We start from the raw sequence: 22,732 nt of genomic DNA on the forward strand, positions 1-22,732 counted from the left end.
GTTTTTCAATTTGATTGCACAAAATAACGATTATATTTACTTTAATTGAAATTTTTTATCTATTTATTAGGATTTAAAACTTTTGCATTTCTTCTGTATTTTTTATCATTTCGATATTTTAAAAAGCTATAATTTCTTACTTTTGAGTTCAGATTTAATTTTCTAAGTTTTGTTGAAGCGATTTTTCCCAATTTTTTTTCTCTTTTTATTGCTTTCCTGCAGCAAAAGTGAAAAACCAGCGATCTCCTTTTATTATTGGAAAACAATATTCAGATTTTCCGAAAAAGAAAAAGAAACTTTGATCGCAAATCATGTTCAGAAACTTTATGTGCGATATTTTGATATCGGATTACATCCTGAAAATAAGTTTCCAATTCCCATAAGTCCTGTTCGTTTTGAAGTCAATCCAAAAGAATATTCGATTGTTCCTGTGGTTTTTATTCAAAACAAAGTCATGCTTTTACCTAATCTTGATGTAAATGAATTGGCTCAAAAAACCTTTGATTTTATAGAACAAATCAATTCAAAAAATAGTATTCCTTGTCAGGAGATTCAAATTGACTGCGACTGGACTTTGAAAAGTAAAGAGAATTATTTGAAGTTTATAGAGGTTTTTAAAAAGCTTTCGAAGAAAAAACTTTCGGCAACAATTCGACTGCATCAGGTGAAGTATTTCAAAAAGACAAAAATTCCAAATGTCGATTCTGGAGTTTTAATGTATTACAATATGGGATCTATTGCGCCAGATTCCCTGAATTCTATTTATGATCAAAAAGTCGCAGCAAAATATTTGAGTAGTTTAAAAAAATATCCGCTTCATCTGGATTTTGCTTTGCCGATTTATTCGTGGGGAGTTCACATTAGAAACAATAAAGTAATCGGACTCCGATCTAAAATAAATAGAAAGGATTTACAGAATGATCCCAATTTTGAAAAAACAAGTGAGATTTTTTTCCGAGCAAAACAATCCAATTACAAAAATGGAGTTTTTTATGAAGCGAATGATCTGTTGAAAATAGAAGAAATTACAAAAGAAGATTTAAAAGAAATGGCAGAAGATTTGGATGAAAATCTGCCTGAGAAACCAAATCAAATTATATTTTACGATTTAGACGAATTCAATTTAAACAATTATGAAAAGAATATTTTTGAACAAGTTATTTCTAAGTTTTAGCCTTGCTTTACTTTCGATATACGGAATTATTTATGCCTGCGCCGGAGGAGACGATTGGGACTTTTTTGGTTACAATTCTAATTTTACACCAGAAACTTTTGCAGACAAATCGTATTCGCCTCTTTTTCTTTCGGGAGCAATTTTTTACGGAATTGGGTTTGATACACAACACAATTCCCGTTTCAATGAAAATATAAAATCGGACTGGGCAGATTATCTTAAAGGAAAAGCTGATACAACGACTGTAAATTATTTCTTGATTGGAGATATAGCTGCAAGATATTATGACGATAAAAATGCGATCAAAAATAAACAAGAAATCACCGATCTGCATGTTTATTATAAAACAAAAAAAGAGAATAAAAGTTCGCAGAAATGGGGGAAAAAGATCAATTTAAAAGAGGAAAAGATTAAAAACTTTGTTGAGTTTTTATATCTGGCACAAAAAATTGAAACCGTTTCAATTAGAGAAGATTTTTGGAGTTATGAGCCTGTTGCGGCGAAAACTTTTAATGATGCCAAAATGATTCAGTCTATAGAAAATGTTTACAACACATTATCTGACCCTTTTCTGAAAAACAGATATTGGTTTTTGACTATGAAAGCTCGTTTTTATAGCAATGACAAACAAAAAGCAATTGACCTTTTTAATAAAACAGAAAGTTCGGTTGCCAAAAATACTTTGTATTATCGTGCTTTGGCTTATGTGGCGGGAATTAATTTTAAGCAACATAAATATGCGGTTTCGAATTATCTATATGCTCAGGTTTTTGATAAATGTCCAGAATTACGTGTGGTAACAGCTTATAGTTTTCAACCAAAAAATCAATCAGACTGGACGAAAGCTTTAGCAATGGCAAAAAACAATAATGAAAAAGCGGCACTTTGGGCGCTTCATGGTTATTTTAAAGACGAAAAACAGGCTATTGAAAAAATCTACGAATTAGACCCTAAAAGCGAGCATTTGAATTATTTGGCAACAAGATTGGTTAATTCATTGGAGCAAAAAATAAATAATTCTTTTCAGCAGGAGAATTCAGGAGAAAATCAGAAACCGAAATCGCAAACTGTTGCACAAAATAAAGTAGAAAATAAATCGAAAATAGATAACAGTGCATTTGATTTGATTGCGAAAATTTCGGCAGCCGGAAATACAGAAAGACCCTATTTATGGGATTTGTCTTTGGGGTATCTGCAGACTTTAAAAGGAGATTACGCAAATGCTGATAAAAGTTTTGATAAAGCAGCGAAAACGCTCCCAAAAACAGAATTGGCAGGATTTCAATTGAGACTGCTTCGTTTTGTAAATAATCTGAGTAAAATTGATAAACTGACAGATAAAAATGAAAAAACGATCATTGCAGATTTGAATTGGCTGTATACTGAACTTCCAAAAACTTACAAAGGACAGGAGTTTCGTTATCAAAATGCTTCTTCGTGGAGCAGAAGTTATTTGTCTTCACTTTATAAGGAAAAAGGTGATTTGGTAATGACTGAAATATTTGGAGAATCACGTTACAGTTATTGGAATGATGGAAACGCCTTTTATGATAATGAAAAAAATCTCTTGGATATAAAATCATTTTTGGCAAAACAGAATAAATCTGATCTTGAGAAAATCGGTGCTGGAATTTATAGTGTAAAACTAAAAGACATCAATAACTTCCAGGCTGTTCAGGCTACGTTTAAAAATAAAATTCCGGAAGCAATTGAATTTATGAAGCAGGCAGATTCAGTTCAGTATTATAAGTTTTTAGGGAATCCGTTTAACGGAAACATAAAAGACTGTCATGACTGTGAACATGCAGCTTATCAGAAAAGAAAATATACTTTCATGGATTTCTTGACTACTATAAAAGAAATGCAGGATAAAGTAGCGCAAAAAGAAGATGTGTATACTAATAGTCTATTATTAGGAAATGCATTTTACAATATTTCTCATTTTGGAAACGGAAGAACTTTCTATGAAATCAATATTGTAGGTTTTGGATCTAGTCCGTATTCGTTTAGAAATGCAATGAAAAATATGATTACAGATAATTCGCTTTCAAAAATGTATTATCAGAAAGCATTTGAGGCAGCTTCAAACAAAGAACAAAAGGCTAAATGTTTGTATTTGATCTCGAAATGCGAACGAAATGATTATTACAATAAAAAATACAATGGTATAAACAGCTATTGGGAAATTCAGGATGATAAGGTTAATTTTATTGCTTGGAATTCATTTAAAACCTTGCGAAAAGATTATTCTGATACCAAATATTATCAGGATGTAATTGCAGAATGCGGTTATTTTAATACTTATGTGAATCAATAAAAAAATGAAACAATGGTAAATAAAATAGAACATATCGGAATTGCAGTTAAAAATATGGACGACGCCAACATTTTGTTCGAGAAAATGTTGGGGGTTCCGTCTTATAAAATGGAAGCGGTAGAAAGTGAAGGTGTTTTGACTTCTTTTTTTCAAACAGGAAATAATAAAATAGAACTTTTGGTTGCCACCAATCCAGAAAGTCCGATTGCTAAATTTTTAGAAAAAAAAGGAGAAGGAATTCATCACATTGCATTTGATGTGGATGATATTGAAGCGGAAATTACTCGTTTAAAAAACGAAGGTTTTGTCTTGATAAATGAAGTTCCGAAGAAAGGTGCCGACAATAAATTGGTGGTTTTTCTACATCCAAAGAACACAAATGGTGTTTTGGTAGAGCTTTGTCAGGAAATTAAATAAAAAAAGATCCTTTTTATTTTTGAATAAGATGTTGAAAATCAATTTCGTTTTTGAAATTCAGAAAAAGTTTTGAAATTAATTACAAATCATGTCTTAAAATATTTGGAGTGAATGAAAAATAGTAGTAATATTGCATCCTCTAAACCGGTCCTATAGCTCAGCTGGTTAGAGCACCTGACTCATAATCAGGTGGTCCCTGGTTCGAGCCCAGGTGGGACCACTTCTTTTAGAACAGAAGCCTTTGCAGAAATGTAAAGGCTTTTTTGTTTCGCTGAAAAGTCATGTTTCAGTTTTTGTAATGAAAGAATAATTTTGATTAGTAGGAATTATTTAACTCACAAAGAGAGATTTGAGTTTAAATAAGTTTTAAATTTGCTAAAATCAGGAAATTCTTATAATGTTTTGAAATTCATCAATAGTGATGAAAATGAGGTTTTTACGCTCTAAAACGTTTTCTAAAAAGGGATTACGGGATTCCGCAAGGAAACTGTTAAAATTTGTTGTATGTTTTTTGTTTTAAAAGTTGGTTTTCTTTAAAAAACTTATACTTTTGTCCAGGATTTTGCAAGTCAAATTGTATTTGTGCGAAATTTCTATTGAGTAAAATTGTTAAATAAATATAAGCCTGCTGTTGTTAACAGTTTGAATTTATGAAAAATCTAAAAGCCCCATTTTTAGCATTTGCATTAATACTATTTAGCATGTCGATTGTGTCTGCTTATAATAATCCGCCACCTCCTAATGTGTATGCTCGTGCTGCAAGTGTTAATGCAGACGGTGATCCTGATGAAGGTGATCCTGATGATGGTCCTGATTTTGGTGGAGCTCCTGATATGCCAATAGATCAAAATAAGATAATGTTGTTAGTAAGTGGCTTAGCTTTAGGAGCGGTCGTAATATATAGGAAACAAATAAAAAAAGCTTCAAATTAATTTGAAGCTTTTTTTATGCGAATAGGAGAGTTTTTATTTGTTTATTGAATAAAGTCTCGAAATGTATTTTCCAACTACATCAAATTCAAGGTTGATTTTTGTTCCAACTTTGAAATCCTTAAAGTTAGTGTGCTCGAAAGTGTAAGGTATAATCGAAACGCTAAATTCATTTGTTTTAGAATTTACAACTGTAAGGCTTACTCCGTTTACTGTAATAGAGCCTTTTTCGATTGTGATATTGTTTAGGTTTTTGTCATATTCGAAAGTATAATTCCAGCTTCCGTTTGCTTCTTCAATTTTAATGCAGGTTCCGGTTTGGTCTACGTGGCCCTGAACAATATGTCCGTCTAGGCGATCTCCAAGCTTCATTCCTCTTTCTAAATTAACAATATCGCCAGTTTTCCAATCGCCGATATTGGTTTTTAAAATGGTCTCGTCAATTGCGGTTACGGTGTAAAGAGAATCTTTGATAGCCACTACTGTAAGGCAGATTCCGTTATGTGAAACGCTTTGGTCTATTTTTAATTCGTTTGTTATTGAAGAGTCAACTGTTATGTGAAGATTGTTTTGGTCTTTCTGAATTTCGTGAATCCTGCCGAGTGTTTCTATAATTCCTGTGAACATTGTGGTTTTATTTTACTAAATTTGCACATCAAAATTAGTAATAAATAAACTGAGCTCATGAATAAAAAAGCAGAAAATATAATTGTTGGAATTTCAGTTGGAGATTTAAACGGTATTGGAAGCGAAGTTATATTGAAAACATTCGAAGATTCTCGTATGTTAGAATTGTGTACGCCGGTTATTTTTGCAAATGCTAAAATTCTTTCCTTTGTTAGAAAAAGTTTTACTTCGACGGTTCAGTTTCATGGAGTAGATAAATTGGAACAAATTATTCCAGGAAAAGTAAATGTTCTAAATCTTTGGAGAGAAGGTGTTGATATCAACTTTGGAGTAAATGACCCAAAAATAGGAGAGTACGCGATTAAGTCGTTTACAGCAGCAACAAAAGCATTGAAAGATGGTGAAATAGATGTTTTGGTAACAGCGCCTATTAATAAATACAACATACAATCTGAAGATTTTAAATTTCCAGGACATACAGACTATTTGGATCAGCAATTAGAAGGAAATGCTCTTATGATGATGGTTCAAGATAATTTGAGAGTGGGGTTGATTACAGATCACGTGCCTTTAAATGAAGTTGCATCACATTTAACAGAAGAATTAATTACTAAAAAAATTGAAACGATCAGAAAATCGTTAGTTCAGGATTTTAGTATTGTAAAACCAAAAATCGCAGTTTTAGGATTAAATCCGCACGCTGGTGATGGTGGAGTAATTGGAAAGGAAGACGATTTGGTTTTAAAACCAACATTGAAAAAAATATTTGATTCTGGAACCATGGTTTTTGGTCCATTTCCAGCAGATGGTTTTTTTGGAAGCGGTCAATATGAAAAATATGATGCTATTGTAGCGATGTATCACGATCAAGGATTGATTCCGTTTAAAACCTTGTCTTTTGGAAAAGGAGTGAATTATTCGGCAGGTTTAAATAAGGTGAGAACCTCTCCAGATCACGGTACAGCTTATGATATTGCTGGAAAAGACATGGCAGATTACAATTCGTTTAAAGAAGCAGTCTATCTTGCGATTGATATTTTTCGCTCGCGTAATCAGTATGAGGAGATTAGCCAAAAACCTCTTAAAATAAAAGAAAAACAGTTATAAACAAAAAAAGGTGAATAAGATTATTAGATTTATAATAATTTTATATCTTTGCACCCCAATTCAGGTATCTAGTTTTAGAACTGAATTGTTCAAATTGATGTTGAAATGAGCAAAACAAAAGAATTTTTAATTCCTTTCGTAGGATTAAAACTAGGAAAACACCATTTTGAGTATCAGATAAATAACGAGTTCTTTAAGAATTTTGAGTACGATGAGTTTCAAAGTTCAGATATTAAAGTCAATTTACTTTTTGAAAAGAAAAGTACGATGTTAGAGTTAGAATTCAAACACAAAGGAACGGTAAACGTGCCTTGTGATCTAACAGGCGAAGATTTCGATTTACCTATAAAAGGGAAAATGAAGTTAATTGTTCGCTTTGGAGATGAATTTAACGATGATAATGAAGAATTATTGATTTTACCACATGGGGAACATGAGATAGATGTGGCGCAGTATATTTATGAAATGATCGCGCTTTCTGTACCTCAAAAAAGAATTCATCCAGGAGTTAAAGATGGAAGTCTACAGACAGAAGCTTTAACAAAACTGAATGAGTTAAGTGTGAAAGAACAAAAGGAAGAGAGTAACAAAGAAGAAGATATTGACCCGCGTTGGGAAAAATTAAAGAAACTATTAACGGATAAATAATATAGTAAAATGGCACATCCTAAGAGAAAGACCTCGAAAACAAGAAGAGATAAGAGAAGAACACATTATAAAGCTACTGTAGCTCAAATCGCTACATGTCCTATTACAGGTGAGGCGCATTTATACCACAGAGCTTACTGGCATGAAGGTAAAATGTACTACAGAGGGCAAGTTGTTATCGATAAATCTGAAGCGGTTGCTTAATACGTTTTTGTAAATTATACTAGAACTCTCACATAGTGAGAGTTTTTTTTGTTGGTTATAATTTTCGGTTTTTAGGAAAATATAGACAAATTCGTTACGTTTTTTTTTGTAATTTTCAAGTCTTTTAAAAATTTTTCAAATTATCATTAATTTGAAAGGAAAATAATAGAATATAATGAATACAATCACAGCCGCAATTACCGCTGTTGGAGCTTATGTTCCTGACTTCGTTCTTTCGAACCAAGTGCTAGAAACAATGGTTGATACCAATGATGAGTGGATTACCGCTCGAACAGGAATTAAAGAAAGAAGAATTCTTAAAGATGCTGATAAAGGTACATCGTATCTTGCTATACAAGCAGCAAAGGATTTGATTGCAAAAGCAAATATTGATCCGCTTGAGATTGATATGATTATCATGGCAACTGCAACACCAGATATGATGGTGGCTTCTACAGGAGTTTATGTTGCAACAGAAATTGGAGCAACAAATGCATTCTCATATGATTTGCAGGCTGCATGTTCAAGTTTCTTATACGGAATGTCAACAGCTGCTGCTTATGTACAGTCAGGACGTTACAAAAAAGTACTTTTAATTGGTGCCGATAAAATGTCATCAATTGTAGATTATACAGACAGAGCAACTTGTATTATTTTTGGAGATGGAGCTGGAGCAGTTCTTTTCGAACCAAATTATGAAGGTTTAGGTTTGCAGGATGAATACTTAAGAAGTGATGGTGTAGGACGCGACTTTCTTAAAATTCCTGCTGGAGGTTCTTTGATTCCGCCTTCAGAAGACACTGTAAAAAACAGACAGCACAATATTATGCAAGACGGTAAAACGGTTTTCAAATATGCTGTTACCAATATGGCAGATGCCAGCGAATTGATTTTAAAAAGAAATAATTTGACAAATCAAGACGTTGACTGGTTGGTGCCACACCAAGCTAATAAACGTATTATTGATGCTACTGCCGGAAGATTAGAATTGGACGATTCTAAAGTTTTGGTAAACATCGAAAGATACGGTAATACTACTTCTGGAACTTTACCATTAGTATTAGCTGATTTTGAAGATAAGCTTAAAAAAGGAGATAATATTATCTTTGCTGCTTTTGGTGGTGGATTCACTTGGGGATCTATCTATTTAAAATGGGCTTACGATAAGAAATAAATTAAAACTAAAAACGAATCATTATGGATTTAAAAGAAATTCAAAACCTAATCAAATTTGTTGCAAATTCGGGCGTTGCAGAAGTGAAGTTAGAAATGGATGATGTGAAAATCACGATCAGAACAACTTTAGAAACAAATGTAACTGAGGCAACTTACGTACAGCAATTACCAGCTCAGGCAGCTTTACCACAAGCAACAGTTCCACAAGTTACAGCTCCAACAGTTGTAAATGTAACTCCAGAAGCACCAGCTGCTAACGATTCAAAATATATTACTATAAAATCTCCAATCATTGGTACATTCTATAGAAAACCATCTCCAGATAAACCAGTTTTCACTGAAGTGGGAAGCACTGTATCTAAAGGTGATGTTCTTTGTGTAATTGAAGCTATGAAATTATTCAACGAAATCGAATCTGAAGTTTCTGGTAAAATTGTAAAAATTCTAGTTGACGATATGTCTCCTGTAGAATTTGACCAACCTTTATTCTTAGTTGATCCATCATAATTTTTAAAAATTCCAATAGAGAAATCACAAAATCCAATGAGTTGGAATTTGGAGATTGGAATTTGTAATTTTTAATTTAAATAAGATGTTTAAAAAAATATTAATTGCGAATAGAGGAGAAATTGCACTACGTGTAATTCGTACATGTAAGGAAATGGGAATCAAAACTGTTGCAGTTTACTCTACAGCCGATGCAGAAAGTTTACATGTTAAATTTGCTGACGAAGCGGTTTGTATTGGTCCTCCTCCGAGTAACTTATCGTATTTGAAAATGTCAAATATTATTGCCGCTGCAGAAATTACAAATGCAGATGCAATACATCCAGGTTATGGATTTCTTTCTGAGAATGCTAAATTCTCTAAAATCTGTCAAGAGCACGGAATTAAATTTATCGGTGCTGCTCCAGAAATGATCGACCGTATGGGAGATAAAGCTTCTGCAAAAGCTACAATGAAAGCGGCAGGAGTACCTTGTGTACCAGGTTCAGATGGATTGTTAGAATCTTTCGAACATGCACAAAAAGTAGCTAAAGAAATTGGTTACCCAGTTATGATGAAAGCTACTGCTGGTGGTGGTGGAAAAGGAATGCGTGCTATCTGGAAAGAAGAAGAGCTTTTAAAAGCTTGGGAAAGCGCACGTCAAGAAGCTGCTGCAGCGTTTGGAAATGACGGAATGTACATGGAGAAACTTATTGAAGAACCACGTCATATCGAAATTCAGGTTGTTGGAGATGCTTACGGAAAAGCATGTCACCTTTCTGAAAGAGATTGTTCAGTACAACGTCGTCACCAAAAATTAACTGAAGAAACACCTTCACCTTTCATGACAGACGAACTTCGTGCAAGAATGGGAGAAGCTGCTGTAAAAGCTGCTGAGTTCATTAAATATGAAGGAGCTGGAACTGTAGAGTTTTTGGTTGACAAACACAGAAACTTCTATTTCATGGAAATGAATACTCGTATTCAGGTGGAGCACCCAATTACAGAACAAGTTATTGATTATGACTTGATCCGTGAGCAAATTATGGTAGCTGCTGGAATTCCAATTTCTGGTAAAAACTACCTTCCTGAATTACACGCTATTGAGGTTCGTATTAATGCTGAAGATCCTTATAACGATTTTCGTCCTTCACCAGGAAAAATTACTACACTTCATATGCCAGGAGGACACGGAGTACGTTTAGATACTCACGTATACTCAGGATATAGCATTCCGCCAAATTACGATTCTATGATTGCTAAGTTAATTACAACTGCGCAATCTCGTGAAGAAGCTATCAGCAAAATGCGTAGAGCTTTGGATGAGTTCGTAATCGAAGGTGTGAAAACTACAATACCTTTCCACAGACAATTAATGGATGATCCAAAATATATTGCAGGAGATTATACAACTGCATTTATGGATACATTTAAAATGAATACTCCGGAATAATTATAAAAGGCTGTCAATTTTTTTGACAGCCTTTTTTTTTTTATAAGCCTATTATTAAAATTCCAATTCAAAAGTCCCAAATTCCAAATCTTAAATCTGGAACGTGAGATGTTAAACATGAAGTTTGGAATTTGGAATTTCAAAAAATTGGAATTTCCAATTTGAAATTTATCATCAAGGTTACACTTTTTGTGTTTACTTATTACACACCTTTTTTGCCTTTTACACACTTATTTGAATTCTTCATTTTTTGGCATATTTAAACAAGCCCTTTAAAAATAGGCTTTTAGAGCGTTTGGCACAGTTCTTTTCTTTTACGGCATAATAATTTCATTACTTAAAGCGTAAACAACTATTAATTTAAATATACACGTTATGAAAAATCTATTTTTATCAGCCGCAATAGTTTTAGGAAGTTTAACTTCATTCGCTTCAACTTCACCAGTTACAAATACAATTGTAAAAGTGATTTCAATTGAAGATGATTACACTGAAATCAAATTAGAAGAATTGCCAGCCGCAATTACAGACGCTTTAAAAAAAGCATATCCTGAGGCAGTAATTACAAAAGCATATAAAAACGAAAAGTCACAGTACAAACTTGACGTTACTGTAGGTGACAAAGTTGGAAACCTTTTCGCAAATGCAGACGGAACTTGGATTAAACAATAATCTTTAACCGTTTCAACATTTATTAATTACAATTAAAATATACACACTATGAAAAATCTATTTTTATCAGCCGCATTAGTTTTAGGAAGTTTAACTTCATTCGCTTCAACTTCACCAGTTGCAAATACAATTGTAAAAGTGATCTCAATTGAAGATGAATATACTGAAATCAAATTAGAAGAATTACCAGCAGCAATTACTGATGCTTTGAAAAAAGCTTATCCAGATGCTGTAATTACAAAAGCATATAAAAACGAAAAATCAGAGTATAAACTTGATGTAACAGTGGGCGAAAAAGTTGGAAATCTTTTCGCAAATGCAGATGGAACCTGGATTCAAAAATAATCTAATCTAAGATTTGTGAAAATCCGGATCAAGAATACTAAGATCAAATTAACTATATTAAAATACGACTATCATGAAAAATTTATTTTTATCAGCCGCAATCGTTTTGGGAGGTTTAACATCATTTGCTTCAACTTCGCCAATTTCAACCACTATTGTAAAAACAATCTCTATCCAAGATGATTATACAGAAATTAAACTGGAAGAAGTTCCAGCAGCAGTAACAGATGCTCTTAAAAAAGCATATCCAGATGCTGTGCTTTCTAAAGCATTTAAAAACACAAAATCTGAGTACAAGTTAGAAGTAACTGTTGGAGATAAAACAGGAAATCTTTTTGCTAACGCAGACGGAACTTGGATTAAAAAATAATTTAAAATATAACCCTTAAAACTATTACTATGAAAAAGTTGATTCTATCGGCAGCAATTGTTTTAGGCAGTTTGTCGATGCACGCAGAAACCACTGTTGTAACCAATCCAATGGTACAAACAGTTAATGATCAGGATGGATATAAAGAAGTAGACGGAGTTCCAGCAGCTGTAAAAAAAGGCTTAGACAACGCTTATCCTGGTGTAGTGCTTGAAAAAGCATGGGTAAATGAAAAAAAGGAGTACAAAATTGAGATAACCGTTCGTGGTGAAAAATCGATCGTTTATACAGATGCTTCTGGTAACATTCTTAAAAAATAATTTAAAACCATAATATTATGAAAAAGTTAGTTTTATCAGCAGCGATTGTGTTAGGAAGTTTATCTGTAAATGCTACAGCTCTTCCGGCGATTTCGATCACTCAATCAGTACTAATTCAAGATGGGTTTACTGAAGTAGCTGCAGACGCCGTTCCGGCAGCAGTGAAGTCTACAGTTGAAAAATCATTCCCGAATACTAAGCTTGAAAAAGCTTATAAAAACGATAAGAATGAGTACAAACTTGAAATTTCAAGTGGAGACAAGAAGTATACAATTTTTACGGATGCTTCTGGTAACATCATCAAAAAATAATTAAAAAAAATCAGCATCATGAAAAAATTAATCTTATCAGCAGTGATTCTTTTAGGAACAATGTCGATTCATGCCAATGTATTGCCTGTTTCTGAAGATGTTAAAACTACTGTAAATATTCAGTCAGAATATACAGAAGTTACTGTAGATGCTGTGCCTGCTGCTGTAAAAACAGCTTTGCAGACAGCTTATCCGGGAGCAAAACTGGATAAAGCATTTGTAAACGATAAAAAAGAGTACAAACTAGAAATATCAGTTGGAGACCAGAAGGCTACTGTTTACTCAGATGTCAATGGTAACTGGTTGAAGATATAATTAGGTGAATTTAGATTTATGTTTTTGGTGAAAAAGAGATTGCGACGTGCAATCTCTTTTTTTTTTTACATAATTTTGTGAAAATCCAATTTTAATAGTCTTATTTTAGCAAAAAACTCCCTAAAAACAAATGCCCAAGATATTATTGATAGAAGATGACATCGCGTTTTGTAAACTATTAGAAAAATTTCTAATGAAAAAAGCGTTTGATGTAACGATTGCTTTCTCTGCTGCAGAAGCACGTATGGCTGTTAAAAACGAATCTTTCGATTTGATTTTGACCGATCTTCGTCTGCCTGATTCTGATGGTATTGGATTGATGTCTGAATTTAAAGATTCTTGCCCTCAGATTCCTGTTATCCTAATGACAGGTTACTCCGATGTAAATACTGCTGTAAAAGCGATTAAAAATGGCGCAGCTGACTATATTTCGAAACCATTCAATCCTGATGAAGTGTTGCTGGTTATTACAAATGCATTGCAAGCTCCAAAGATAGAAGAGGCAGAAGAAGTAGAAGCTCCTGCAAAAAAGAAAAAAGTAGCTAAAAAATCAGATTCTGCAGAAAATGAATTCGTAAGAGGAATTTCTGTCGCATCAAAAAAACTATGGGATCATATTCAGTTGGTAAGTCCGACAGATATGTCAGTTCTGATTATTGGTGAAAGTGGTACAGGAAAAGAAATCATTGCTAAGAGCATTCATCAGCAAAGCCAGAGAAAAAACAATAATTTTATTGCAGTCGATTGTGGGGCTATTCCAAAAGAATTGGCCGCAAGTGAATTCTTTGGTCACTTAAAAGGATCTTTCACGGGAGCTATTAGCGATAAAATGGGATATTTTGAAGCGGCCAACGGAGGAACTTTATTTTTGGATGAAATCGGAAATCTTTCATACGAAAACCAAATTCAGTTATTGAGAGCGCTTCAGGAAAGAAAAATTAAACCTGTTGGAAGCAATAAAGAAATAAACGTCGATATACGCATTATTACAGCTACAAATGAAGATTTGCGCGAGGCAGTAAAAAACGGCGATTTTAGAGAAGATTTATACCATAGAATTAATGAATTCTCTATTCAGTCTCCATCTTTAAAAGATCGCGACGAAGATTTGATGGTTTTTGCCGATTATTTTCTGGAAAAAGCCAACGAACAACTGAATAAAGACATTATCGGATTTTCTCCAGAAGTAGTATCTATTTTTCAAAATTACAACTGGCCAGGAAATTTACGTGAATTGCAGAATTGTGTAAAACGTTCGACGCTTTTATCTCGTGGTGATTTTATAGAAAGTGATGTGCTTCCTGCAGAATTCTTTCAAATTCAGAAACAACCAACTTCAAGCAGTAGTTTTTCATTATCTGAAAATGAAAAAGAAGCTATTATTCACGCTTTATCAAAAGCACAGAACAATAAATCTGAAGCGGCAAAACTGCTTAAAATTACAAGAAAAACGCTTTATAATAAATTGAAGCAATACAATATAGAATTAGAATAAAGCACTTTTTATAAGTGCTTTTTTTTTTAGTCCCAGCGAGACGAAATATTGATTTAATTTTAAAGAAAGCAATCCAATACAATTATATCTCCTGTTTTAATGCTTCAAAAAGAACAATAATTTTTTGTTCTAAATCGCTATAAATGCTTTCTATATCAAGAGTATTTAAATCTTCTTTTTCTAGTTTCTTTAAAATTTCACCAATTTCTTTGGCTTGAATTTGTCTGAACATAGGAGCAATTCGATGAGAAATAGATTTTATTTCATCGTGGTTGTTCTCGCTTACAGCAGTTTTCAACATCTCTAAATTCTCGACAGTAGTTTCTACAAAAGATTTTAAAACTTCTTTTAAAGCAGAATCATCTTGTCCCAGAAAATCTTTTAAAGTTTCTAAAGAATAAATTTCAGACGAATTATCATCGGTGTTTTCTAATGCTTCTACAACAGGAATTTCTTCGTGATCTAAAATATGCTGAATCGTTTCCAGCAATATTTTTGGGGAATAAGGTTTCTTAACAACCGTAGTAAATCCTGCATTTTTGTAAACCGAAAGATCCAGATCAGTTCGTCCGGTGAGGGCGATAACAGGTTGATTTTTGAAAATAGTTTCCGGAAGTTCTTTTAATTTTTCTAAGAACATAAAACCATCAATTTCTGGCATTTGAATATCCGTAATTACGAAATCAAAATGAGTATTTTGAATTGTTTCCAGAGCTTTAGTCGGATTATTAAATGAAAAAACCTGATGTTGTTCCTGTTTTAAAACGCCACTTGTTAAATTTAAAAGATTGATATCATCATCAACCACTATAAAAGTTTGTTTTTTGGTGTTTTTGAATGTCTTTTTTGTTTCATTTAAAGTGGGCTGACTAGTATCAAAAAGTAGTGGCAACTGAATAGTAAAAGTACTTCCTTTTCCAAAAATACTTTCAAGTTTTAAGTTTCCTCCCAAAATAGAAATAATCTTTTGACAGATAGATAATCCCAAACCTGTACCGCCGTATTTTTTTTCTATGTTTTCATTTGCTTGGGCGAATTCTTCAAAAACAAGCTTCTGATTATCTTTTTCAATTCCGATTCCAGTGTCTTGTATAGAGATGATAAAAGAGTCTTCATCATTTGCGTAGGCAGCCACTCGGATATAACCTTCTTCTGTAAATTTATAAGCATTTCCGATAATATTGGTCAAAATCTGCTTTAATCTGAAAGGATCTCCAACAATACGTTTTTGAAACTTTTCATCTACATTAATAATTAAATCAATGTCTTTTTGTTTGTAAACGGTTTGAATATTTCGGGCAACATCATCAATAATTTCAGGTAATAAAAACGGCACTTTTTCAATGGTAATTTTTCCTGCTTCAATCTGAGAAAAATCCAATAAATCCTGAACAAGCTGAGTGATATATTCAGACGAATTTTTAATGTTTTTTATAAAATAAGACTGCTTCGTATTAACATCTGAATTGCCTAAAAGTTCAGAATAGCCGACAATTGTACTCAAAGGTGTTTTTAAATCGTGGCTTACAGTCGAAATCAATTGTTCACGACTTTTGAGTAGATTTTTGGTTTTGAAATTGGCAATTTCCAGCTGTTTTTTATAGACTTGCGATTTAGAATAATCGCTAACAATTAGAATAGAAAAGAAAACAGTCAGCAATAAACCAATAACGGCAGAAGCAGTTACGATCTCGTTTACTCTTTTTAAAGATTTTTCTTTTAATGAATTGCTTTTAATGGAATTATTAATGATTTCTCTTTCAATAATTCGAAGTATTTTTCGAAGCTGATCCGAAATTGCAATTTCATTTTGAAGCAGTTTATTTTCTTCAAAATTTAGAGATTCTTTTTTCTTTTCGGCTTTTAATTTTACAGAACTTAACAGTTTTTTAGAACTAGCTAAAATAGAATCTGATGCTTTTTTACTCAACGTATTGGTACTGTCGTCCGGAATATTCGAATTTAAATAATCTACGTATTGCTGTAAAACACTTCGCTGATAACTTCCCAGCTGATTTGGGTTTTTGGTAAAATCCTGAAGTTCAAGTTTTCTCAGGTTGAACTCCATTTTTGTGATTTCATCAATCGCATTATTTACCGAAGTTTCATCATCTGCTTTGTTTTTGATTTCTCGTAACTGCTTGATATTTAATGTTTTTTCATCCAAGAAATAAGTAACACTATCCAAAAGCGTCTTTTGGTAGTCGGTTGTAACGATTTGTTTTAAAGTATCGATACGACATTTCAGCGAATCGGTTTCGGAAAGATAATTTCTAAAATCTTTTTCAGAGTTATTTTGGATGGTTTGTCTGGCTAAACTTTCTGTTTTATAAACGTTAGAATACAATCTGCTTACTCTAAGAATTTTATTTTTTTCTAAAGCAATTTTGTCTTCCAATTTATTGTAGACCACATTTTCGGAGTACAAAAACCACCCAACTGTAACAACCAAAGCTAATAATGCAACATAGCTAAATAAAACTTTAATTGCGGTGTAACTTTTTTTGCTCTCCATATTTTGCTGAAAGGATTTGGGAAATTTTGGTATTCTATAAACTCCTGCAATTTATCTAAAAAAAACTGTTTTCCGAATATTTAAAAGTACCGAATATGTTATATAATTGTAAGGTTCGTAAACGAAAACAGCCGTAGATTATGTAAAATCTACGGCTGTTTTATTGCTTTTTATGATTAAAGTGTTTCACTCAACCATTTGAAAAATTCACCTTGCCATACCTGAGCATTTTGTGGTTTTAAAACCCAGTGATTTTCTTCTGGGAAATACACAAATCTACTTTTGATTCCTCTTAACTGAGCAGCCTGAAAAGCTTCTTGTCCTTGTCCAATCGGCACACGGAAATCTTTTCCGCCTTGGAAAATCAAAATTGGTCTGTTCCAGTTCTGAACCAAAGTTGCAGGATTAAAAGTTGTGTATGCTTTTTGAGCTACAGCATTGTCTTTTTCCCAGTAAGCACCACCAAAATCCCAGTTGTTAAAGAAAACTTCCTCAGTTGTTCCTAACATTGAAACGGTATTGAAAACGCCATCATGAGCGATAAAAGTCTTGAAACGGTTTTTGTGAATTCCTGCTAAATAAAATACAGAATATCCTCCATAACTAGCACCAACACATCCTAAACGAGTTTTATCAACATAATTTTCTTTGGCAACATCATCAATTGCAGAAAGGTAATCGTCCATTACTTGTCCGCCCCAATCTTTACTAATTTTTTCGTTCCATTCTACACCGTGTCCTGGCATACCGCGACGGTTTGGAGCAACCACTACGTAACCTTTAGCAGCCATTAAAGAAAAATTCCAACGGAAAGAGTATGATTGTGTTAAAGCACTTTGTGGTCCACCTTGACAATATAAAAGTGTTGGATACTTTTTAGAAGCATCAAAATTTGGAGGTAAAATTACCCAAACCAACATTTTTTTTCCGTCAGTTGTAGTAACGTAGCGTCTTTCTGTTTTGCTTAATGTTAAAGATTTGTACGTTTCTGTATTTACATTTGAAAGTTGTTTCCAAGTGTTTTTCTTCAAGTTGAAAGAAAAAATTTCACCAGCATGGTTCATGTCAGTTCTAGTCACAATAATATCATCACCAGCAAATCCAACCAAATCATTTACGTCAAAATCTCCATTTGTCAATTGACGAACATTGATGGCGATTTTAGTTAAACCAGGAAAATTAACAGAGAAAATTTGTTTTGTTCCATCAATTGGAGCCACAAAGAAAACGGTTTTTCCGTCTTTGCTCCAGATAAAATTATCTACAGTTCCGTCCCAGTTTGCAGTTAAGTTCGTTTTGATTCCTTTAAACTCAACAATAATATCATTTTTATCAGACTCGTAACCGTCACGTTTCATTTGTAGCCAAGATAAATTTCCTGTTGGAGAAAATTGTGGAGCCGTATCGTAACCTAAATTACCTTCAGTTCTATTGATCGTTTTTTGAGTTTCTAAATTGTACTCATAAATATCGGTGTTAGTAGAAATTGCATAAGCAGTTCCCGCTTTTTTCTTGCAAACGTAAAAAATGCTTTTGCTGTCTGGTGACCAAATATAATCTTCATCACCTCCAAAAGGTTTTTGCGGAGAATCGAAAGTTTCCCCTTTTAAGATGTCAATTCCTTTTGCACCATTTTTGTTTTCTTTATAAAAAACATGATTGAATTTTCCTTCGTTCCAAGTATCCCAATGACGATAATCTAATCCGTCATAAATTTGTGCATCAGATTTTCCAAGGTTTGGATAGTAATCTTTTCCTAAAACTTTGTCGAGTTTTACTTCTTCATTATAAACGATAAATTTTCCGTCAGGAGAAATATTTTTATCAGCTAAGATTTCTTTCGTGTCTTTAATTTCAGTTGCATTTCCTCCAGTTACAGGAATCGTATACAATTTTGAAGACGATTTATTTTCTTCTACAGAAGGTGTAGAAACTTTAAAAACAACATTTTTTGCATCTTTAGAAATGCCAAGAGGTGTTACTCTTCCTAATTTCCATAACAATTCCGGCGACATTACATTCTGTCCGATAGCGTTTAAACTCATCATTATTAAGGTTGTTAATACTACTTTTTTCATAATAAAAATTCTATTTTTTGTGGCGCTAAAAATACAACAATTAAATTCCAATAAATTGTTAAAAAAGCTTAAACCATATAAGTAATATAAGTTCATTAAAGCATCAAAAATATTTCCAATTAAGAAATTAAGCATTGCTTCATGATTTTAACTTTTCAATTGTTATTAAAAAAACAATTTAAATGAACTTATATTACTTATATGGTTCATAAAAACTCTTTATTTTTATAAAAACTTTTGAAAATGGAACTTAGCTATTGGGAAATAAAAAACTGGTTTTCAAATATTGATTACACTGTTGTAGGTAGCGGAATTGTTGGACTTCATGCCGCATTACGCTTACGCGAAAGATTTCCAGTTGCTAAAATTTTGGTTTTAGAACGCGGTATGCTGCCTCAAGGCGCAAGTACCAAAAACGCTGGTTTTGCTTGTTTTGGAAGTCTTTCTGAAATTATGGAAGATTTAAAAACACATTCTGAAGACGATGTAGTGAATTTGATTGAAAAACGTTGGAAAGGTTTACAGTTGCTGCGAAAAAAACTCGGAGATTCGGCAATTGATTTTAAACCTCACGGCGGATACGAATTGTTTTTGAAGGAAGACGAGTTTGGTTTTAATGAATGTATTTCGAAAATGCCTTTCATCAATGAAATTTTAAAACCTCTTTTTAAAACCGAAGTTTTTGCTAAAGAAACCGACCGATTTGGATTCGGAAATATTCAGGATTCTCTCATTTTTAATCCGTTTGAGGCGCAAATTGATACTGGAAATATGATGCAGGAATTGTTAAGACAAGCGGTTTCAGAAAATATTTTAATTCTAAACCAGCAAACCGTGACTTCTTATGCCGATGCAGGAAATCATGTTGAAGTTGTATTGAATGATTTTAGTTTTAAAACCCAAAAACTGCTTTTTGCAACCAACGGTTTTGCGGGAACTTTGACTAACGGAGCAGTTAAACCTGCCAGAGCGCAAGTATTAATTACAGAGCCCATTCATAATTTAGATATAAAAGGAACGTTTCATTTAGATAAAGGGTATTATTATTTTAGAAATATTAATAATCGAATTTTATTAGGTGGAGGACGAAATCTGGATTTTGAAGGTGAAACGACAACTGAATTTGGTCAGACGAAAATTATTCAAAATAAATTGGAAGATTTACTGAAAAATGTAATTTTACCAAATCAGGATTTTCAGATTGCACACCGTTGGAGTGGCATTATGGGAATCGGAAATAGTAAAAATCCTGTTGTTTCTCAACTGTCTGAAAACGTGTTTTGTGGAGTGCGTTTAGGAGGAATGGGAGTCGCAATAGGCAGTTTAATAGGAACAGAATTAGCAGATTTAATATAATGGCAGCACCCAAAAAACCGGCACCGAAAAAACCAACCGCAACTAAACCGAAACCTAAAACGGCTTCTAAAAAAGGAAATCGTTCTTTAGGAGAAAAAATTAAATGGTTTTTTATCAAAGCTGCTTTATGGTTTTTCGGATTATCGATCGGGTCGGTTATATTCTTTAAATATGTTCCGGTACCTTTTACACCTTTGATGATTATTCGTGCTATTGAAAATAAATGGGCAGGAAAAGAAGTTTATTTTGATCACGATTGGGAACCAATTGAAAAAATTTCCATGAATCTGCAAAAAGCAGTAATCGCAAGTGAAGACGGAACGTTTCTTACGCATAATGGTTTTGATTTTAAAGCACTTCAAAAAGCCTATAAAAGCAATGAGCGCGGACGCCGAATTCGTGGCGGAAGTACCATTTCGCAGCAAACAGCTAAAAACGTCTTTTTATGGCAAGGAAAAAGTTATTTTCGTAAAGGTCTTGAAGCCTATTTTACTGTTTTAATCGAATTAATCTGGGGTAAAGAACGCATCATGGAAGTCTATCTGAATAGTATCGAAATGGGCGACGGAGTTTATGGCGCTTATGCAGCCACAGAACACTGGTACCGCAGAGATGCTTCGAGTTTAACGCCAATGCAGGCGGCTGGAATTGCAGCAATTTTACCAAATCCAAGAAAATTTAAGGCGACAGGTTCGTCAAGTTATATCAACAGAAGAAAAGAACGAATTGTTCGCGAGATGCGTTATGTTGGAAAAATCAATTACAATGGTAAAGAAGAAAAAAAGTAACAAAACGCTTTTTGCTTTTCTGATTTTAACCACAACGTTGACTTTTGGACAAGGGAAAACTTCAGAAATAGGTTTTATATCCGATAATGATTTATACACTTCGTCTAAAAACGATATGTATTATACCAACGGATTGGAAATTTTTTATCGGTTTTTATCAAAAAATGATAACCCAAAAATCAATAAGAAAATTACAGAATTCCGTGTCGGGCAATATATTTATAATCCGAGATTTATTAACGAAACTTCGGTCGATGTAAATGACCGCCCTTTTACTGCTTATCTTTTTGCCGAGGCTGGACGCAGTTTTTTTTACCAAAGTGAATCTGTTTTAAAAACCGATTTTCAGTTGGGTTTTATGGGACCAAATGCTTTGGGAGAAGAAACACAGGTAGGTTTTCATAAAATTATTGGATACAAAAAAGTATACGGTTGGGAAAATCAACTACATAATGCTTTTGGAGTGCAGGCTCATGTAATGTATTCTAAAAAAATGTTTCCTTCAAAACACAATGATTTTGTAGATCTTCATTTTCAGTCGGAAGCCAATTTAGGAACCATTTTTACAGGAGTTTCAACTGGATTTATGGCAAGAATCGGATTTAAGAAATTGCTTCCAATTTACGATTCCAATATGCACGATGCATCAGTACATGTTAATGCGCAGCCAGATATTCGAGAATTTTATTTCTACATAGCACCAAGTGTCAATTATCAGTTTTATGATGCCACAATAGAAGGCAGTATGTTTAACGATACAAGTCCGATTACTTTTGATTTGGAGCCGCTTCGTTTTAATGGCGAAGCAGGTTTAAAATACCGACACAATAACTTCAATATTTCATATTCTTTCATTTACCGCGGAAGAGAATTAAACGATCCAGGAATTGATACCAACGCTGGATATTTTTATGGTTCTATTCGAATGGGCTTTTTGTTGAATTAGCTTTTTTGAATGAAATTGAAATCATTATGACAGCATATATTATTTTCTTCGTTTTTTTAGGACTTTTTTTGTATTCGAGCTTTAAATGGGGATCTTTTCTGGTTTCAGATTTTATATGCGGATTTATTTTGTTGTTCTGCTTTACAGGCCTTCATTTAGAAGGAAATGATGGTAAAGTTATAGCGATGCTTTTTATGATGAATCTATTTCTTTATATTCCATTATTTATTTCGTCCATATTCATTTATTTTGACAGCGAAAACGAGAAAAAGACCTATTACATATTTCCTGTGATGGCTTGTTTTTTATTAGTTATTCTGGAAAAACAATTCTCTAATTACAGTGAGGCTTTTGTTGGTATTTATCTGCCTGTTGCAGGAGCATTTTTTCCTTCGTACCTTTTGAATTATTATAAGAAATATTTAAGGGAAGAAGTTTGATGTTCCAAATTTAATTTAAAGACTTGCCCTGTTTTGTGTTTTTACTAATTGTTTTTCATGCATCTTTTAAACGGGCAAAGGATTTGAACTTTTTCATTTTTTAGTTGTTAAATATTTTTTACAGAGGACAATTATATTCCGCTAACGTTTTAAGCGCTTTGAACATTTTTTCTGAAAGATTGACTTCACTTTCATATTCACTATCTGTAATGTCAAAATATTCTTCGTTTACTGTGCCATTCG

Annotated in this window: 24 protein-coding genes and 1 tRNA gene; 22 read left to right on the forward strand and 3 right to left on the reverse strand. The window is 33.0% G+C overall.

Annotated features, from left to right (window positions below; genetic code table 11):
- The first annotated feature begins 298 nt into the window (after window positions 1-298).
- From VGE71_RS15195 to VGE71_RS15215, 5 genes are all read left to right on the forward strand, one after another.
- Complete coding sequence (locus VGE71_RS15195; RefSeq protein WP_331139099.1) at window positions 299-1,174, forward strand: hypothetical protein; 876 nt, start codon at window positions 299-301, stop codon at window positions 1,172-1,174.
- Window positions 1,134-3,491 carry a hypothetical protein gene (locus VGE71_RS15200; RefSeq protein WP_331139100.1) on the forward strand — a complete coding sequence of 786 codons (2,358 nt, stop codon included), beginning with the start codon at window positions 1,134-1,136 and terminating at the stop codon, window positions 3,489-3,491. Before VGE71_RS15195 ends, VGE71_RS15200 begins: the two co-directional genes overlap by 41 nt.
- Before the next feature lie 12 nt (window positions 3,492-3,503).
- Window positions 3,504-3,908, forward strand: coding sequence for a methylmalonyl-CoA epimerase (gene mce, locus VGE71_RS15205; protein ID WP_008465250.1), 405 nt, complete (start codon window positions 3,504-3,506; stop codon window positions 3,906-3,908).
- A gap of 146 nt (window positions 3,909-4,054) precedes the next feature.
- A tRNA-Ile gene (locus VGE71_RS15210) sits at window positions 4,055-4,128 on the forward strand.
- 481 nt (window positions 4,129-4,609) lie between these two features.
- Window positions 4,610-4,840, forward strand: coding sequence for a hypothetical protein (locus VGE71_RS15215; protein ID WP_331139101.1), 231 nt, complete (start codon window positions 4,610-4,612; stop codon window positions 4,838-4,840).
- A 33-nt stretch (window positions 4,841-4,873) separates the two neighbouring features.
- Here the strand turns inward: VGE71_RS15215 and VGE71_RS15220 are convergent, their stop codons facing one another.
- Window positions 4,874-5,464: a riboflavin synthase gene (locus VGE71_RS15220; protein WP_331139102.1), complete on the reverse strand. Its 591-nt coding sequence runs from the start codon at window positions 5,462-5,464 to the stop codon at window positions 4,874-4,876.
- 57 nt (window positions 5,465-5,521) lie between these two features.
- Here VGE71_RS15220 and pdxA point away from each other — a divergent pair, with 57 nt between their 5' ends.
- The 13 genes from pdxA to VGE71_RS15285 all read left to right on the forward strand — a co-directional run bounded on the left by pdxA (window position 5,522) and on the right by VGE71_RS15285 (window position 14,366).
- Window positions 5,522-6,571: a 4-hydroxythreonine-4-phosphate dehydrogenase PdxA gene (pdxA, locus tag VGE71_RS15225; RefSeq protein ID WP_331139103.1), complete on the forward strand. Its 1,050-nt coding sequence runs from the start codon at window positions 5,522-5,524 to the stop codon at window positions 6,569-6,571.
- 105 nt (window positions 6,572-6,676) lie between these two features.
- Window positions 6,677-7,219 carry a DUF177 domain-containing protein gene (locus VGE71_RS15230; RefSeq protein ID WP_331139104.1) on the forward strand — a complete coding sequence of 181 codons (543 nt, stop codon included), beginning with the start codon at window positions 6,677-6,679 and terminating at the stop codon, window positions 7,217-7,219.
- 9 nt (window positions 7,220-7,228) lie between these two features.
- The gene (gene rpmF, locus VGE71_RS15235; protein ID WP_008465217.1) at window positions 7,229-7,423 is read left to right on the forward strand and encodes a 50S ribosomal protein L32; all 195 of its coding nucleotides are present in this window, start codon (window positions 7,229-7,231) and stop codon (window positions 7,421-7,423) included.
- A 175-nt stretch (window positions 7,424-7,598) separates the two neighbouring features.
- A complete protein-coding gene (locus VGE71_RS15240) occupies window positions 7,599-8,597 on the forward strand; it encodes a beta-ketoacyl-ACP synthase III (RefSeq protein WP_144217112.1) in 999 nt (332 codons plus the stop codon).
- A 23-nt stretch (window positions 8,598-8,620) separates the two neighbouring features.
- Window positions 8,621-9,106: an acetyl-CoA carboxylase biotin carboxyl carrier protein gene (gene accB, locus VGE71_RS15245; RefSeq protein WP_331139105.1), complete on the forward strand. Its 486-nt coding sequence runs from the start codon at window positions 8,621-8,623 to the stop codon at window positions 9,104-9,106.
- A gap of 85 nt (window positions 9,107-9,191) precedes the next feature.
- A complete protein-coding gene (gene accC, locus VGE71_RS15250; protein ID WP_331139106.1) occupies window positions 9,192-10,538 on the forward strand; it encodes an acetyl-CoA carboxylase biotin carboxylase subunit in 1,347 nt (448 codons plus the stop codon).
- Window positions 10,539-10,913: 375 nt separating this feature from the next.
- Window positions 10,914-11,210 carry a hypothetical protein gene (locus VGE71_RS15255; protein ID WP_331139107.1) on the forward strand — a complete coding sequence of 99 codons (297 nt, stop codon included), beginning with the start codon at window positions 10,914-10,916 and terminating at the stop codon, window positions 11,208-11,210.
- 48 nt (window positions 11,211-11,258) lie between these two features.
- Entirely contained in the window at window positions 11,259-11,555 is a 297-nt protein-coding gene (locus VGE71_RS15260; RefSeq protein ID WP_331139108.1) for a hypothetical protein, read from the forward strand.
- Between the two features lie 73 nt (window positions 11,556-11,628).
- Window positions 11,629-11,925, forward strand: a complete 297-nt coding sequence (locus VGE71_RS15265; RefSeq protein ID WP_331139109.1) for a hypothetical protein — start codon at window positions 11,629-11,631, stop codon at window positions 11,923-11,925.
- Window positions 11,926-11,954: 29 nt separating this feature from the next.
- Entirely contained in the window at window positions 11,955-12,245 is a 291-nt protein-coding gene (locus VGE71_RS15270) for a hypothetical protein (protein WP_331139110.1), read from the forward strand.
- A 17-nt stretch (window positions 12,246-12,262) separates the two neighbouring features.
- Complete coding sequence (locus VGE71_RS15275) at window positions 12,263-12,556, forward strand: PepSY-like domain-containing protein (protein WP_331139111.1); 294 nt, start codon at window positions 12,263-12,265, stop codon at window positions 12,554-12,556.
- A gap of 18 nt (window positions 12,557-12,574) precedes the next feature.
- Window positions 12,575-12,871: a hypothetical protein gene (locus VGE71_RS15280; protein ID WP_331139112.1), complete on the forward strand. Its 297-nt coding sequence runs from the start codon at window positions 12,575-12,577 to the stop codon at window positions 12,869-12,871.
- Window positions 12,872-13,001: 130 nt separating this feature from the next.
- The gene (locus tag VGE71_RS15285) at window positions 13,002-14,366 is read left to right on the forward strand and encodes a sigma-54 dependent transcriptional regulator (protein WP_331139113.1); all 1,365 of its coding nucleotides are present in this window, start codon (window positions 13,002-13,004) and stop codon (window positions 14,364-14,366) included.
- An 82-nt stretch (window positions 14,367-14,448) separates the two neighbouring features.
- Here VGE71_RS15285 and VGE71_RS15290 read toward each other — a convergent pair whose 3' ends face one another.
- Window positions 14,449-16,881, reverse strand: a complete 2,433-nt coding sequence (locus VGE71_RS15290) for a hybrid sensor histidine kinase/response regulator (RefSeq protein WP_331139114.1) — start codon at window positions 16,879-16,881, stop codon at window positions 14,449-14,451.
- Window positions 16,882-17,057: 176 nt separating this feature from the next.
- Window positions 17,058-18,959 (reverse strand): S9 family peptidase, encoded by a 1,902-nt coding sequence (locus tag VGE71_RS15295; protein WP_331139115.1) that lies wholly within the window; start codon window positions 18,957-18,959, stop codon window positions 17,058-17,060.
- 243 nt (window positions 18,960-19,202) lie between these two features.
- Between VGE71_RS15295 and VGE71_RS15300 the strand changes: the two genes are divergently transcribed.
- Genes VGE71_RS15300 through VGE71_RS15315 form a run of 4 tightly spaced genes read left to right on the forward strand, consistent with a single transcriptional unit; the run spans window position 19,203 to window position 22,489 of the window.
- Window positions 19,203-20,315, forward strand: a complete 1,113-nt coding sequence (locus tag VGE71_RS15300) for an FAD-dependent oxidoreductase (RefSeq protein WP_331139116.1) — start codon at window positions 19,203-19,205, stop codon at window positions 20,313-20,315.
- Window positions 20,315-21,103 carry a monofunctional biosynthetic peptidoglycan transglycosylase gene (mtgA, locus tag VGE71_RS15305; protein WP_331139117.1) on the forward strand — a complete coding sequence of 263 codons (789 nt, stop codon included), beginning with the start codon at window positions 20,315-20,317 and terminating at the stop codon, window positions 21,101-21,103. The genes VGE71_RS15300 and mtgA overlap by 1 nt, the downstream gene beginning before the upstream one ends.
- Window positions 21,081-22,049 carry a lipid A deacylase LpxR family protein gene (locus VGE71_RS15310; protein WP_331139118.1) on the forward strand — a complete coding sequence of 323 codons (969 nt, stop codon included), beginning with the start codon at window positions 21,081-21,083 and terminating at the stop codon, window positions 22,047-22,049. Before mtgA ends, VGE71_RS15310 begins: the two co-directional genes overlap by 23 nt.
- Before the next feature lie 26 nt (window positions 22,050-22,075).
- Window positions 22,076-22,489 (forward strand): hypothetical protein, encoded by a 414-nt coding sequence (locus tag VGE71_RS15315; RefSeq protein ID WP_331139119.1) that lies wholly within the window; start codon window positions 22,076-22,078, stop codon window positions 22,487-22,489.
- Window positions 22,490-22,732: the final 243 nt, after the last annotated feature.

The sequence above is a fragment of the Flavobacterium sp. genome (assembly GCF_036405015.1).
Taxonomy (GTDB): domain Bacteria; phylum Bacteroidota; class Bacteroidia; order Flavobacteriales; family Flavobacteriaceae; genus Flavobacterium.